This window comes from uncultured Dokdonia sp. (genome assembly GCF_947492815.1).
Lineage (GTDB): Bacteria > Bacteroidota > Bacteroidia > Flavobacteriales > Flavobacteriaceae > Dokdonia.
In genome coordinates, this window is record NZ_CANLOB010000035.1 from 31,207 (window position 1) to 47,325 (window position 16,119).

Sequence of the window (16,119 nt, forward strand, 5' to 3'; positions counted from 1 at the left end):
GACCTTTTTATATTTCTAAAGAATCGAAAACAATCATTATATCGTTTAATGTTCTTTTTACGCTTTCGCGAAATGAAATGAAGCTGAAGTTTATACTGAGCTTGACGAAGTATGAAAGCATATACAACCACACACCAATGCTTATTCAAAAATCCGTACATTACAAATTCTAAACAATACCATATGCTTACAAAACTGATTGTCTTAGGATTATATTTTGCTATTCTTGTTATTATAGGTGTTGTTGCCTCTAGAAGAGTAAAAGGAGTTAGTGATTTTTATGTAGGTGGTAAAAAACTAGGCTATTGGGCAGTTGCATTTTCTGCAAGGGCCACTGGGGAATCTGGATGGCTCCTTTTAGGACTCACAGGAATGGGAGCTATAGCAGGGTTTTCGGCATATTGGGTAGTTTTAGGAGAAGTATTAGGCGTAGGCATTTCATGGTTTTTTATGGCCAAACGTTTTAAACGCGCTACAGATACATACGACTCTATTACTGTGCCTGATTATTTAGAAAGTCATTTTGATACAGGCAGAAAAACCATTCGTAAAGTAGCCGCTACTGCACTTTCATTATTTGTGGTTATCTATGTGAGTTCGCAAATAGATGCTACTGGAAAAGCTTTTGAATCATTATTAGGTATTAACTACTTTACCGGAGCTATTTTAGGCTTTGTTATTGTAATGGCCTATGTATACATCGGGGGATTTCTAGCGGCTGTTTGGTCAGATTTCTTTCAAGGTGTTCTCATGTTTTTCGGACTTGTTTGTTTGCCGTTTATTGCATGGTTATCTATTGATGATGGAGGGAGTATTGTAGAAGGGCTTACACAAATAGATCCAAATCTTACCAGTATTTGGGGAGATACTTCTTCTCCACTACTTACGGTATTTAGCATTTTAGGTTTTGCCATGATTGGACTTGGGTTTTTAGGTTCTCCACAGATTTACGTACGATTTATGTCTGTAAAAAATGAGGCAGAAATAGACAAAGGAAAATGGGTTGCTATCTTATTTACACTCCTCACCGATTTTGCCGCAGTAACCATTGGTTTATTAGGTCGCTATTTATTCACATCAGTTGGGCAAGACCCAGAAACTGTACTTGGTACAGCAGGAGAAGGTGTTTTAATTACTATGATAGAAAACTTATTACCTCTTGCCATTGTAGCTATTTATATTGCCATTGTATTATCGGCAATCATGTCTACGATAGACTCTCTTATAGTAGTAGCTTCAAGTGCATTATCCCGAGATTTTTATCAAAAAATCATCAATCCTGCAGTAGAACAAAAAAAACTAACTCGAATTTCAAGAGTCATCACATTGGCACTTGCTGTTGTTGCTTTAATCATAGCAATGACTGTTGCCGTACTATCACCAGATAGAACTATTTTCTGGTTTGTGATTTTTGGATGGTCAGGGATTGCAGCTACTTTCTGCCCTGTTATTATTTTATCCTTATTCTGGAAATCTTATTCAGAAAAAGGAGCATTAGCTTCTATGATTACTGGATTTTTAAGTGTCCCCATATTCAAGTTTGTTGTTCAAGAAATTGATGGTATTGGAATTTATTTCGAAAAACTGGATGTGCTCGCGCCTTCTTTTTTATTATCAATTATTGCAGGAGTTATTTTCACAAAACTGTATCCTAGGAAGAACAAAAGCATATTGCCATTTTAACAACAATAATCCGTACGATTTATCTATTTTTGTGTCCTAATGAAAAAGATATTTATATACCTGTTTTTATGCTTATTGTGCCTATCTGCATGTAAAGAAATTCCTGTAGCAATTCCTGACGCCAGAATAAATGATTATGCACTGTATGATGAGACAGGTGATTTTCACAGACTATCTACCTATAATGACAGTAAGGCTATTGTATTATTTGTTCAGGGAAATGGTTGTCCTATTGTACGCAATGCACTATCAGATTTCCATGAAATAGTAAATGACTATCAATCGGAAGGGTTTACCTTTTTTATGATCAACAGTAATATGCAAGATCATAGAGATGCTATCGCAAACGAGGTTAGTGATTTTAAATTTGAAGTTCCTGTATTACACGACGATGTACAATTAATAGCAGATAAATTAGATATTACGATTACTGCAGAAGCTATCATATTAGATCCTACATCTAGGAATATTATTTTTAGAGGACCTCTCAATAACAGGTTGGACTATGAAACCCAAAAAACAAAACCTACTGAAACTTACTTGAGAAATGCGCTTGATGCTATTCTAGAAAACAAGGCACCTATCAGTAAGCAAGAAGTTGCTAGAGGCTGTAGAGTTACTAGAAGAAACACCATAGAAAAAGATACACTCACCTTCACAAAAGACATTGCCCCTATTCTAACAAATCATTGTGTTCGGTGTCATATAGACGGTGGTGTTGCTCCATGGTCTATGACCGATTATGATAAAATTGTTGGCTGGTCTGCGATGATAGAGCAAGTAATGCTCAGTAAACGTATGCCCCCTTGGAAAGCAGATCCTACGATTGGTTCATTTAGTAATACCTTTGGACTTGCTGAAAAAGATCGTAGAAAATTAGTCCGTTGGATTAATGATGGAATGAATTATGGAGAAGGAAACGACCCTTTAAAAGCATTAAAACCTCAAGAAGCGCTTATTCCTGAAACTACTTTAGTACCAGATACTACTATTGTTCTTAAAAAAGAAATCATACCTGCCACAGGACTAATCGATTATCGTCATCAAAGAATTAAACTAAATCTTCCTGAAGGAAAATGGCTTGCTGGGGTAACGATTGTACCTGGTAATCCTAAGGTGGTCCATCACGCTACATTAGCAAGTTCTTCAAAACCTCAACTTGTCGTAGACCGACCAGAAAGACAATGGATTGATAATCTTATTGCAGTAGTTGCAAGCGGAACTTCCAAGTCTACTATCTTTCCAAATAAATCTGGAATTTATATCGATAAGGATATAGAATTAATATTACAAACACATTACACAACTACTGGAAGGCAAGAAGAAGACATCACTAAAATTCATTTGTATTTTCATGATGAAAAACCTGAAAAGCAATACTATTCTTTAGGGGTATTCTCTGAAAATTTTGAAATACAACCGTATGAAAAAAGTACACCAGCTGTAGCGCAAGACAAGATAACAGAAGATGTATATGTACATAGTATTTTCCCACATATGCATTTTCGTGGTAAGCAAATGAAAATTACAGCTCAAAAACCTGATGGCGAAATAATTGATTTAATTTCCGTACCTGATTTTGACTTTAACTGGCAACTAGTATATACTTATACAGAGCCTATATTATTACCTAAAGGAACTGTCATTACTGCTAAAGGTATTTTTAATAATTCTTTTCAAAACCCTCTAAATCCTGACCCTTCTAAAGAAGTAACTTTTGGATATCAGAGTAGTGACGAAATGTTTATGGGACTTGTAAATTATACAATTGTAGGAGAATAAGTAGTGTATCTTTAGTTTCTGAACGTAAGTATTTAAAAAATACGTGTACTAATCATTTTAATACTCGTCAAACACTATTTATATGAAGTTGCAACGTTACCTTATACTATTAAGCTTTCTCTTTCTTTTAAATTCGTGCCACGTAGGTAGGTTTTTCTATTGGAATTTTGCTGACACAGGTGATTTAGAAAAGTTTGAAAGTGTTCCTATTAAAAAAGGAGGGGCTCCCTTTTTATTTAAAGAAGTCAAAGACGACATCAACTTTGTATTTCCAGAAATAGATGAATTTGAGAAAGTACTTGAAAAAAGTAAGACCACCGCTTTTTTAGTGATTAAAGATGATCAAATCTTATATGAAAAATACTTTAATGAGTACACCAAGGCGACTGACCACCCATCATTTTCTGTATCAAAATCGTTTATCTCTGCGCTTATTGGAATTGCTATCCAAGAAGGACATATTACATCCCTAGAAGATCCTATAAGAAAATATCTTCCTGAGCTTGACGCTTCTTTTGATCCGGTTACTTTAGGTGATGTTATCAATATGCAATCAGGCATTAAATTTAGCGAAGGCTATTTCAATCCTTTTGGAGAGGTTGCAAAATTCTATTATGGAACCAACTTAAAAAAGTATGTCAAGAAATTAAAAGTAAACGAAACCCCTGGTCTTGTCTGGAAATATAAAAGCGGAAATACACAATTATTGAGTCTCGCTTTAGAAAGCGCTACTCAAAGACCTCTACATGAGTATTTTCAAGAAAAAATATGGCAACCATTAGGAATGGAGTATGATGCATCGTGGAGCATAGACAGTAAAAAACATCAAACTGCAAAAGCATTTTGCTGTTTAAATGCCAAGGCTAGAGATTATGCAAAGTTTGCTCGGTTATACCTTAAAGAAGGCACTTGGAATAACACACAAATTGTTCCTAAAGAGTGGATATCTAAAACCACCTCATTTACAGATAAAAGAAGTAAGTATATATACTCACATCATTGGTGGCGAAATATCACAAGAGAAGACTATGTCAAATCTCAAAAAGATACCACAAAACTAATACTTAAAGAAGCTAAAGCGCCTTATACAGATTATCAAGCTAGAGGTATTTTAGGTCAGTTTATGTATATCAATCCTGAAAAAGATATTGTTATTATACGACTAGGAGATCGGTTTAAGGGTGTGAATTGGTCGTCACTCTTTAGAGATATTGCAGATCTAAATTAGTGATACCGTTTACTATTCAACTATGCTCTCTTTTTCCATTGACGGATTGAAACAACGATAAGTACTATTAGTATAGGAAGACTTACGAACAGATCTTTTCGTGTTTCCAAATTGTTCTCTAGAAGATGTTCCGTTAGATATATTTGGATATTACGTTCCCACACAAGAAAAAGTATTACAAAAGCAATGGTAATTAATTGAAGTGTACTTAATTTTCTTTTTTTCATAATTATGATAAACGAGATTCTTACTCTAAGATTAACAAACTTCCAGGTAATGGTCTAATTACTTTTTCATCAATTCTAATTTCTTTCCAGCTTTGATTTTTGTCAGATTCAAAATCTTCTACTATCCTATATTGAACACAAGCTGTTTGAGTTTGAGTTGGTGGCAATTTCACTATTGATTTATCTGGATCAATATCAAAGTCTTCTCCTTTTTTCAACCACTTAATAGCCATCTCAACCATTCTTTTTTCAGAAACTAACGCTTCTGTTTGTTGTCTTTTAAGTGCTGTAATGATATCTTTTCTTCTTTTTTCGAGTATTATTATGGGGGTTTTATAATTAGTTTTCATGTCCATAATTCTCATCTTAAATCCAAAACCATTTAAAACTACTCAAATGATCATTATATTTACTCGCTTTCAAATAAGTTAATATACAAGCAGCTTATTTAATTTCTTTTTCTACAACACCACATTTAAGCATTTGATCTCCAAAATAAGGATTACGAACCTCGTTAGAGTTTGATAACCAATAAGCACCTTTACCATTAAAAGCCATAGGACAGTATTGCTTATACACAGCTCCAGAAATAATTTTTTCGTTGGCTATTTGTACTTCTACCGCTGCAGATACTTTTTCAAAAATAGTACGTCTTTCTTTTACGGTTGTTGCCTCCGTAAAAGGTATTGTTGCAGTATGTATAGCAGCATAAGTTTCGTCACCTTTTAAAAGCATAAAAAAGGCACGTGTTGAAGCAGCACTCGCTTCGTTATCTGTATTTACTAAAGATGCTTTTACATCTAGGTATGCATTATAAATCTTTGTGAATTTTTCGTTTTCAAAAGTTACATCAACTTTAGTACTTGTTTCATTCAAATCACTAGAAACAGGCTTAGAAGAAGGTGCTTTTTGAGAAGGGGCTGTTTTTAATACATCTTCCGTTTCATTATTCTTACAAGAAAAAAAAGCGATCAATACTAGAAGATACAGGTACTTTTTCATAGTCGTATTATTTACCCACAAAGATACAACCTGATTAAGAATTACTCACCTTCCGGTAGTAATAAAATGCAGGCAATAACATAAATAATAAGATAGGTTGTATTAAAAATCTTCGCACATAAAAAATAGGTAAATATTCCCCAATTCCTTGTGTTTTAAGTAGAATTCCAAATATGACTATCAATACAATAAAGACCACTCCATAAAAAAGTGATGCAAAAGTAATTATCCCTTTTTCTTTAAACGCCATCCACAATATAATGAGTGACAATAAAGTATTAATAGTATATCGTAAAAACACATGAAAAAACAATCGCCAAGACTCCATCGTTGGTAACGTCATTTTCTGGTAATTACTCTTAAAAAAAGCAATGAGAGGGTCGTAGAAGAGTTCGCTTTCGCGAAAGCGTATAAAAGCAAATCCTACAAGGCATAAAAAAACAACAAATACACGTAAAGCTACTTTCATGACTTGGGTTGTTTTTTATACGATCGAATCCATCCTAGCCATAACAAAAATACCGTTCCGTAGATGACTGCTGGAAAAATAGTGCCATGTAATAATTCGGTATATTCTGGGTACTCATAAATTCCTATGGTAAGTAATGCAATCCGAGTGACATTCATCACATAAATAAGCGCAACACCACCAAGAATGTAAAACAAGGTACGTTTCCACCCATCAAAAAAAGCAAGCATAAAAGAAATATACAGCAACATCACACTTACTGCATTACACCCTTCTACAACACGAGCTAACACTTTATCATTAATCGTAAGATTCATAGCGGCCTCTACTTTACTTGGAACAACTTTCATATTGTATCCAAATGCATTTATAATAGATTCACTCTGTTTTGCTACCGTGTGTGTAACAATATCCGGGTAATATGTAGTACTTCCACCATAGGTTAAGTATAAATTATAAAGCATGACCAATACAAAATAACTTCCTACAAACGTAAGGATAAAACGAAGTACCGACTTATATTTGCTTATTAGTTTGAACAAATTATTGAGGTTTAGCCTCAAAAATACATTAAAAATGGCTTTTGAAGATTTAAAAAAAGAAGTTAGTGCTATTGTTTCTAAAACAACAGTATCCACAAAAGATAGATTAACTGAAATTTGTGAAGTTTTACGCTCTACAATTCCTTACTACAATTGGGTAGGTTTTTACTTTGCAAACCATGAGACACAAACATTACACTTAGAAACATATGTAGGAGAACCTACAGACCATACAGTTATCCCTTTTGGAAAAGGAATTTGTGGTCAAGTAGCTGTTTCTAATGAAAATTTTGTCGTTCCCGACGTAGCTGCACAAGATAATTACATTGCTTGTAGCATTACTGTAAAAAGTGAAATTGTAGTTCCTCTTTTCAAAGACGGAAAAAATATAGGGCAAATAGATATTGACTCTAACACACCAGACCCTTTTACAGCAGAAGACGAACGTTTTCTAGAATGGGTAAATGAGCAAGTAGTTTCTATTTTATAAGCACTCATTATCAAAAATAAAAGGCCCCAAAATGCGATTGCATTTTGGGGCCTTTTATTTTCTTTTAGATTGTTATTTACATACCTGTACGTATCGCTTCTACTGGATCTAATCGTGAAGCTCCTATTGCAGGAATAATACCTGCTAATATCCCTATAAAGAACGTAACTGTGAGCCCTAGAAAAATATTAAACAAAGACAGCACAAATGTAAAATCTCCTGTAATACCTGAAAAATTAACCAGTAACGTAATCATCCAAACTAGAAACATTCCTATAAGACCTCCAAAAATAGAGAGAAGAATAGACTCAAATAAGAACTGAAATAATATAAAACGTCGTTTTGCGCCTAATGCTTTTTGTATTCCAATAAGGTTCGTTCGTTCTTTTACACTTACAAACATAATATTTGCAATTCCAAAGCCACCTACCAATAAAGCAAAAGCACCTATTCCCCAGCCAATTCCTTTTAAGGTAAAAATAAGACCATCAATCAGATCTGTTAACCCTTTAAATTGATTTGGAAAAAACGTACTTACTTCTCCTGTTTTAAGACCTCGTTTAGATCGTAATTTCTGGTCAAGGTTTGCTAGAAAACCTGCGTTATCTATACCTGACTCTGGAAGAATTACAACTCTAGGAAATCCAGATTTAGTTTCTCCATAAATTTTTCGAGTTAAATTTACTGGAACAATGACAACCTCATCTTTAGAATCACCTAACCCAATGCCTTCTTTTTTAAGAACACCTATTACAGTAAGCTTACGGCTTAAAATGCGTATTTTCTTTCCTACTGCATTACCATCTTTTCCAAAAAGTTGATTTTTAATTTCATCTCCAATAACAATCACATTAGAACCGCCTACTGACTCGGCCTCATTAAAGAATCTCCCATCTTGAAATTGTAATGCCTCTACATCATAGTATTCATTGGTTGTCGAAATTGTTTGTATATTCTCAAGTGTTTCATCTTGATATTTTATAATTTGCTGAGGAACATTCACAAGGTAAGACATTGCCTTAGCATCTGACAGTGTTCGCTTTAAATACTGAAATTCTTCATAAGAAATCAGATCAAATTGTTCTCTTTTCCATCGAGGTACTTCTGTAGGTCCAAAAGATGCATGGCATAATATGATGGTGCTTTGATCTAAGGAAGACAGACTTCCTTTCACCTGCCTTTCTAAGGAATCTACAGCAGCCAACACGCCTATGATTGAAAAAATACCAACAGTTACTCCCATAAGTGAAAGAAATGTTCGGAGCTTATTATTTCGCAAAGCATTTACTGCAAAACGAAAGCTTTCTTTAAGTACACGTAAGTAAATAAACATCGATATATTTTGGAAAATTTAAAGATAAGACGCCTATCTTTAAATTATGTTACAAAAGTGCCAAATTTATATATATAAACCACGCGCTATAAACTGTTAAATTGCTATTTTTGCCACTTATCCAAAATCACATAAAATTTCTACAATGAGCGATGTTAAAAAAGCAAGTTCCGCTTTAGTTTCTGTTTTTAGTAAAGAAGGTCTTGCACCCCTAGTTCAAAAGCTTCACGACTTAGGAGTAACTCTATATTCTACTGGAGGAACTCAAAAATTCATTAACGATCTTGGAATCCCTGTAGTACCTGTTGAAGATGTTACATCATACCCGTCTATTTTAGGCGGACGTGTAAAAACACTACACCCAAAAGTATTTGGAGGTATTCTTAACAGACAAGATCATGAGGGAGATGTTGCGGAAATGAGCGAATATGAAATTCCACAACTAGACATTGTTATTGTAGATTTATATCCATTTGAAAAAACAGTAGCTTCAGGAGCTTCTGAACAAGATATTATAGAAAAAATAGACATCGGAGGTATTTCGCTAATCCGTGCTGCTGCCAAAAACTTTAAAGACACCCTATGTGTTTCTTCAGTAGATGATTATGCCGAAGTATTACAAATGGTAACTGATGGTAATGGTACAACTACACTAGCAGATCGTAAACGATTTGCAGCAAAGTCTTTTGGTATATCATCTCATTATGACACTGCTATTTTTAATTATTTTAATGCAGATCACGAGATTCCTGCTTTAAAAGTAAGTGAACATAAAGGACAAGTACTTCGTTATGGGGAAAACCCACACCAACGTGGATTCTTCTTTGGTGATTTTGATGCAATTTTTGATAAACTTCACGGAAAAGCACTTTCTTATAATAATTTACTAGATGTAGATGCCGCCGTAAACTTAATGAATGAGTTTGCTGGAGAGGCTCCTACATTTGCCATACTAAAACATAACAATGCTTGTGGTTTTGCGCAGCGTGACACTATGCACACAGCGTATGTAGATGCCTTAGCAGGAGATCCTACTAGTGCCTTTGGAGGGGTTCTTATTGCAAATGGAACAATAGACAAGGCAACTGCAGAAGAAATACATAAGTTATTTTGTGAAGTAGTAATAGCTCCTTCTTTTGATGATGATGCTCTTGAAATTTTGAAAGGGAAGAAAAATAGAATTATCCTTATTCAAAAAGAAGTAACGCTTCCACAAACCATGATGCGTACATGTCTTAATGGAACTCTCGTTCAAGATAGAGACAATCAAACAGATACCGCAAAAAATTTAACACACGCAACACATACTAAACCAACAGATAGCGAGTTAGAAGATTTACTATTTGCTTCAAAAATATGCAAACACACAAAGTCAAATACCATTGTACTTTGTAAGAACAAACAACTTTGTGCAAGTGGAACAGGTCAAACCTCAAGAGTAGATGCTTTACGTCAAGCCATTGAGAAAGCAACTTCTTTTAATTTTGATCTAAAAGGAGCGGTCATGGCAAGTGATGCATTTTTCCCATTTCCAGACTGTGTAGAGATTGCAGACAAAGCAGGTATTACTGCTGTAATTCAACCAGGAGGATCTATAAAAGACCAACTGACTATAGATTACTGTAACGATCATAACGTATCTATGGTGATGACAGGAATACGTCATTTCAAACATTAATTGTTTAGGATGTCATACGCTTTCGCGAAAGCGTAAAAAAACACAATATTATTTGTACATTTAGAGAATACGACAAACCGATTTAAAATTTAATACCCTATCTCGCCCTATGGGATTTTTTGATTTCCTGACTGAAGACATTGCCATTGACCTTGGTACTGCGAACACACTGATTATTCACAATGATAAAGTTGTGGTGGATAGCCCTTCTATTGTTGCCCGCGATCGTACAACAAAGAAAATTATTGCTGTTGGAAAAGAAGCGGCACAAATGCAAGGAAAAACACATGAAAACATCAAAACGATTCGTCCTCTTAAAGATGGGGTGATTGCAGATTTTGATGCCAGTGAGCAAATGATCAGTATGTTCATCAAAGAAATTCCTGCCCTTAAGAAAAAACTTTTCCCTCCTGCATTGCGTATGGTTATTTGTATTCCTTCTGGAATTACAGAAGTAGAGATGCGTGCGGTAAAAGAAAGTGCAGAGCGTGTGAATGGAAAAGAAGTACATCTTATTCACGAACCTATGGCAGCGGCTATTGGTATTGGTGTAGATATCATGCAACCTAAAGGAAACATGATTGTAGATATAGGGGGTGGTACTACAGAAATTGCGGTCATTGCTCTTGGAGGAATTGTCTGCGACAAGTCGGTAAAAATTGCAGGAGATGTATTTACAAATGATATTATTTACTACATGCGTACACAACATAACCTTTATGTAGGTGAGCGCAGTGCAGAAAAAATTAAAATACAAATAGGAGCTGCTACAGAAGATTTAGAAGTTCCACCAGAAGAAATGAGCGTGCAAGGACGTGATTTGTTAACTGGTAAACCAAAACAAGTACAAATCTCTTTTAGAGAAATAGCAAAGGCATTAGACAAATCTATTCTTCGTATTGAAGATGCCGTGATGGAGACCTTATCACAAACACCTCCAGAACTCGCTGCCGATATTTATAACACTGGAATTTATCTTGCAGGTGGTGGATCTATGCTAAGAGGCTTAGATAAACGCCTTTCTCAAAAAACAGATCTTCCTGTATATATCGCAGAAGATCCATTAAGAGCCGTTGTAAGAGGAACAGGAATTTGCCTTAAAAACATTGCAAAATACAAGAGCGTACTCATCAAATAATCCGTCGTTTACCCATGCAGCAGATCATCAATTTTTTGATAAGGAATAAAAACTTCCTACTGTTTGCCTTTTTATTTTGCCTCTCCCTTGTATTTACGATTCAATCTCATTCATACCACAAGAGTAAGTTTATCAATTCAGCCAACTTCCTCTCAGGTGGTATTTATGAATCTGCAAGTAGTATTCAAGACTATTTTCATCTTAAAACATACAATAAGCAATTATTAGAAGAAAATGCCCGCTTGCGCGAAAAGGAAGCCAGATTATATACAATTACTGGTTCATCAGATTCACTATCGATATATGATGCGATAGAAAGTCAGTTTAGATATATCCCTGCCAAAGTACTTAAAAACTCTTACTCAAAAACAGATAATATTATCACCTTAAAAGCTGGGCGTAGAGATAGTATTTTACCTGAGATGGGTGTGATTACAAGTCAAGGAATTGTAGGCTTTATTGAAAAAACATCTACAAAGTATAGCACTGTATTATCCATATTAAATACGAATTTCAAAACCAATGCGAAATTACGTGCTTCAGAACACTACGGTACTTTAGAATGGAATGGTCAAGACCCTAATATCATGACGGTAATTGACATGCAAGAACAAGCACCTGTAAAGATTGGAGATACAATTGAAACTAGCGGACAATCTGCTATTTTCCCTAAAGGAATTCCTATAGGTACTATTGAAGAATTTGAACTAGATAATAGTAAAAATTTCTATACATTATCCGTACGATTATTTAATGATATGACAAGTCTTGGCCATGTGTATATTATTGAAAACACAGATAAGAATGAAATAACAACACTACAAGAAAATAGCATTGATGAAGAATAGTATTCTTGTAAATAGTGTCCGTTTTATCAGTTTGATATTAGCACAGGTATTGATATTTAATAATATTGATTTTATGGGCTATATCAATCCATATCCATATATATTATTCGTTCTGGTATTTCCCTTTAATGCAAATCGTTCTTTATATCTAGTGATTGCATTTTTAACAGGACTTACTATAGATATGTTTGGAAATAGTGGTGGTATTCATGCCGCAGCATCTCTTGTGATAGCTTACATAAGACCAATAGTATTACGACTTACTTTTGGAGTAAGTTATGAATATAATGCTATTAAACTTCCTAACGTTACTTTTTATGAACGTTTAATATACATTTCAAGTTTAGTATTAATACACCATTTAGTACTATTTTCTTTAGAGGTTTTTAACATAACTAATATAATTTATATCCTTAAAAAAACGTTGTTTACTGGTATATTCACGAGTATTTTATGTCTTATGTTTAATATTCTTTTTAGCAGTCGTCAAGAATGAGAAAACTATTACTTTTTTCTATTGTGCTTAGTACTGGCCTATTATTTATGGGACGGCTATTCTATTTACAGATATATGACACTTCTTCAGTTATAAAATCAGAAAACAACGCTATAAAAGTAGAATACGATTATCCACAACGAGGGCATATTTATGATCGTAATAATAAATTACTCGTTTCAAATCAGCCATCGTATGACCTGATGGCAATCCCTAAAGATATAAAGCCTTTTGACACATTAGGATTATGTAAGCTTTTAGGTATTGAAAAAGAAAAATTACTTAAAGAATTAAACAGAGCTCGAAGAAGGGCTTCTTGGCTGCCTGCTGTGATTGTTCCTACCATGTCTACAGAAGATTATGCATACCTTGGAGAGCAAATGCACAAATACGAAGGGTTTTATATTCAAAAACGTTCGCTTCGAGATTATCAAATAGACTTTGGCGCTAACTTCTTAGGATATATTCAAGAAGTAAATCAAAGCATGATCAAAAAAGACCCTTATTATAAATCAGGAGATTTAATAGGTCGTCAAGGTGTTGAACAACAATATGAAGAGGTTTTACGCGGTGTCAAAGGCGTAAAAAGATATCAGAAAGATCGATTTAATAGAGTCATTGCTCCATACAAGGAAGGCAAATTAGATACATTACCCGTTCCTGGTCGCAATATCCAATTAACTATAGATGCTGAACTTCAAAAATATGGAGAAGAGCTCATGGTTAATAAGCGAGGAGGTATTGTTGCATTAGAACCTGCTACAGGAGAAATTCTTGCCTTAGTTGCGGCTCCAAATTATGACCCTGCTTTACTCGTGGGAAGAGAGCGTTCTAAAAATTACACAAAACTAGATGCAGACTCAATTGCAAAACCGTTATTTGATCGTGTTCTTTTAGGAGAATATGCTCCTGGCTCTCCATTCAAAGCCTTAACTTCTCTTATTGCCTTGCAAGAAGGCGTTGTAAATACAGAGAATAAGGTGTATTGTAATGGGGGATATCGCTATGGAGGAAAAAAACCACTAGGATGTCATCATCATAGAAGCCCTGTAAAGCTCGTAGACGGTATAGCATATTCCTGTAATAGTTATTTTGCAAGTGCATACCGAAGTACTATTGATAAGTACGATACCCCGCAAGAAGGCATCGAAAAATGGCGAGCGCACTTAGCTAGCTTTGGACTTGGGGATTTTATGGGGTATGACCTGCCTTCTGGGAGAAGAGGATTAATTCCTAATGCAAAATATTATAATAGAACGTACAATTATCCAACCTATCGTTGGGGAACTACAGCTACCATCTCTAATGCGATAGGTCAGGGAGAAGTGCTTATGACTCCTATGCAAATGGTAAATTTTACAGCGGCTATTGCCAATAGAGGTTGGTTTTATAAACCCCATATCATTAAAAACATAAAAGGAATAGATACCATCCCTTCTAAATATAAAGAAAAGCATATTACCACAATCGACCCTCAACATTTTGAACCTGTTATCGAAGGGCTTAACAACGTATATAATTATATTGGTGGTACAGCAAACTTTCTTAAAGTACCTGGTATAGAAATCTGTGGAAAAACAGGAACTGCTGAGAATAGTATTCGTATTCAGGGGAAAAAAGTAGAATTAACAGACCATTCTGTTTTTGTGGCTTTTGCTCCTAAAGACAATCCTAAAATTGCTATTGCTGTATTTGTAGAAAATGGGTATTGGGGAGCTCGCTTTGGTGGGCGCATTGCTTCTGTTATGATAGAAAAATATCTTAAAGGGGAAGTCACTCGTAAAGATCTAGAAAACTGGGTACTCACCCATAGTCTTGAAGAGGAGTATGAAAAGCCATTACTAGGTAGACCCTTCCCGATAAACGACGGAAAAAAAATAAGTGCTAAATTCTTGGCAGAAGAAGAAGTAAAATTATGAGTGCTGGATCGCGTAGTGTAGGAAGTTTTGATTGGGCACTTATTTTAATATACCTAGCACTAATTAGTATAGGATGGTTAAGTATCTATTCTGCTACTTATAATCCAGAAATTCAAAATTTCTTTGTTTTAGAAAACCTTCCTTTCAAACAATTAATTTGGATTGGCTTAGGGTTTATCATTATCACGTTTATTTTATTTCTGGATACTAAGTTCTTTGAACGGTTTTCAAGTTTAATTTATGTAGTTGCTATTATCTCGCTTCTCCTTTTATTTCCATTAGGAAAAAATATAAATGGTGCCACGAGTTGGTTTGCTTTTGGGTCTTTTACCCTACAACCTAGCGAATTTGCTAAAGTTGCCACCGCACTAGCACTCGCCAAATATCTAAGTGATATCCAAACCAATATAAAAACAATCCGAGATCAATTACGAGCATTCCTTATTATTGCGATTCCTGCCTTAGTTATTATACCGCAACCTGATCCTGGAAGCGCCTTAGTATATGCTGCTTTTTTCTTTCCACTATACAGAGAAGGTATCGCCGCAGTATATCTTATTTTAGGAGCTTCAGTTATTACATTATTTGTACTCACACTTCTTTTTGGTCCTTTATATATTGCATTGGGAGTCACTGCTATTGCCCTATTACTTTTTCTAAAAAACAGAAAAAGACGTCCTTCTAGACCATTGTATTTAGGTGTTATTCTTGCCTGTACTTTATTTTCTTTTTCTGTGAATTATATCTTCGAAAATGTATTTCAACAGCGTCACAGAGATCGTTTCAATATTGTTTTAGGGAAAGAAGCAGATACGCAAAGTATTGGATATAATACGCGTCAAAGTGAGATTGCTATCGGAAACGGAGGATGGACTGGACAAGGCTTTTTACAAGGAACACAAACCACTGGGAAATTTGTCCCTGAACAAGACACTGATTATATTTTTAGCGCAGTGGGTGAAGAATGGGGGTTTATGGGAAGTGCTTTAGTTGTGATTCTTTTTGTCCTTCTTATTTTACGGGTTATACAGCTTTCTGAAAAACAAAAAAACGAATTTAGTCGTATTTATGGTTATGGTGTCGCTGGGATTATATTTATTCATTTTGCTGTAAATGTCGGTATGGTTACAGGTTTATTACCTACTATCGGGATACCTCTCCCCTTCTTCAGCTACGGAGGCTCCGGCTTTTGGGGATTCACTATTTTACTATTCATTTTTATTAAATTGGATGGGAATCGTGTAAACGAATGGTGACTTCAATACGATGTTGCACTTATCAAAG

Annotated in this window: 15 protein-coding genes; 10 read left to right on the forward strand and 5 right to left on the reverse strand. The window is 34.8% G+C overall.

Annotated elements, in window-relative coordinates:
* The first annotated feature begins 183 nt into the window (after positions 1-183).
* The 3 genes from Q1A01_RS21530 (at position 184) to Q1A01_RS21540 (ending at position 4,693) form a co-directional block, all read left to right on the forward strand.
* A complete protein-coding gene (locus tag Q1A01_RS21530; protein WP_299685011.1) occupies positions 184-1,683 on the forward strand; it encodes a sodium/proline symporter in 1,500 nt (499 codons plus the stop codon).
* Positions 1,684-1,722: 39 nt separating this feature from the next.
* Positions 1,723-3,465, forward strand: coding sequence for a redoxin domain-containing protein (locus Q1A01_RS21535; RefSeq protein ID WP_299685013.1), 1,743 nt, complete (start codon positions 1,723-1,725; stop codon positions 3,463-3,465).
* A gap of 82 nt (positions 3,466-3,547) precedes the next feature.
* Complete coding sequence (locus Q1A01_RS21540) at positions 3,548-4,693, forward strand: serine hydrolase (protein ID WP_299685015.1); 1,146 nt, start codon at positions 3,548-3,550, stop codon at positions 4,691-4,693.
* 247 nt (positions 4,694-4,940) lie between these two features.
* Here Q1A01_RS21540 and Q1A01_RS21545 read toward each other — a convergent pair whose 3' ends face one another.
* From Q1A01_RS21545 to xrtF, 4 genes are all read right to left on the reverse strand, one after another.
* Positions 4,941-5,270, reverse strand: a complete 330-nt coding sequence (locus Q1A01_RS21545) for a hypothetical protein (RefSeq protein ID WP_299685017.1) — start codon at positions 5,268-5,270, stop codon at positions 4,941-4,943.
* 94 nt (positions 5,271-5,364) lie between these two features.
* Entirely contained in the window at positions 5,365-5,922 is a 558-nt protein-coding gene (locus tag Q1A01_RS21550) for a hypothetical protein (RefSeq protein ID WP_299685019.1), read from the reverse strand.
* Between the two features lie 34 nt (positions 5,923-5,956).
* A complete protein-coding gene (locus Q1A01_RS21555) occupies positions 5,957-6,391 on the reverse strand; it encodes an exosortase F system-associated protein (RefSeq protein WP_299685021.1) in 435 nt (144 codons plus the stop codon).
* Positions 6,388-6,933, reverse strand: a complete 546-nt coding sequence (gene xrtF, locus Q1A01_RS21560) for an exosortase family protein XrtF (protein ID WP_299685023.1) — start codon at positions 6,931-6,933, stop codon at positions 6,388-6,390. Before xrtF ends, Q1A01_RS21555 begins: the two co-directional genes overlap by 4 nt.
* Positions 6,934-6,967: 34 nt before the next feature.
* Here xrtF and Q1A01_RS21565 point away from each other — a divergent pair, with 34 nt between their 5' ends.
* Complete coding sequence (locus Q1A01_RS21565) at positions 6,968-7,423, forward strand: GAF domain-containing protein (RefSeq protein WP_299685025.1); 456 nt, start codon at positions 6,968-6,970, stop codon at positions 7,421-7,423.
* A gap of 76 nt (positions 7,424-7,499) precedes the next feature.
* On the opposite strand, the gene Q1A01_RS21570 is transcribed toward Q1A01_RS21565, so the two are convergent.
* Positions 7,500-8,756, reverse strand: coding sequence for an ABC transporter permease (locus Q1A01_RS21570; protein ID WP_299685027.1), 1,257 nt, complete (start codon positions 8,754-8,756; stop codon positions 7,500-7,502).
* 145 nt (positions 8,757-8,901) lie between these two features.
* On the opposite strand from Q1A01_RS21570, the gene purH reads away from it, so the two are divergent.
* From purH to rodA, 6 genes are all read left to right on the forward strand, one after another.
* Complete coding sequence (purH, locus tag Q1A01_RS21575) at positions 8,902-10,434, forward strand: bifunctional phosphoribosylaminoimidazolecarboxamide formyltransferase/IMP cyclohydrolase (RefSeq protein ID WP_299685029.1); 1,533 nt, start codon at positions 8,902-8,904, stop codon at positions 10,432-10,434.
* A gap of 109 nt (positions 10,435-10,543) precedes the next feature.
* Positions 10,544-11,572 carry a rod shape-determining protein gene (locus tag Q1A01_RS21580; protein WP_299685030.1) on the forward strand — a complete coding sequence of 343 codons (1,029 nt, stop codon included), beginning with the start codon at positions 10,544-10,546 and terminating at the stop codon, positions 11,570-11,572.
* Between the two features lie 14 nt (positions 11,573-11,586).
* On the forward strand, positions 11,587-12,420 hold the full coding sequence (gene mreC / locus Q1A01_RS21585) for a rod shape-determining protein MreC (protein WP_299685032.1): 834 nt from the start codon (positions 11,587-11,589) through the stop codon (positions 12,418-12,420).
* Positions 12,410-12,916 (forward strand): rod shape-determining protein MreD, encoded by a 507-nt coding sequence (locus Q1A01_RS21590; protein WP_299685034.1) that lies wholly within the window; start codon positions 12,410-12,412, stop codon positions 12,914-12,916. The genes mreC and Q1A01_RS21590 overlap by 11 nt, the downstream gene beginning before the upstream one ends.
* A complete protein-coding gene (mrdA, locus tag Q1A01_RS21595) occupies positions 12,913-14,835 on the forward strand; it encodes a penicillin-binding protein 2 (protein ID WP_299685036.1) in 1,923 nt (640 codons plus the stop codon). Before Q1A01_RS21590 ends, mrdA begins: the two co-directional genes overlap by 4 nt.
* The gene (rodA, locus tag Q1A01_RS21600; RefSeq protein WP_299685038.1) at positions 14,832-16,091 is read left to right on the forward strand and encodes a rod shape-determining protein RodA; all 1,260 of its coding nucleotides are present in this window, start codon (positions 14,832-14,834) and stop codon (positions 16,089-16,091) included. The genes mrdA and rodA overlap by 4 nt, the downstream gene beginning before the upstream one ends.
* The last annotated feature ends 28 nt before the right edge of the window (positions 16,092-16,119 follow it).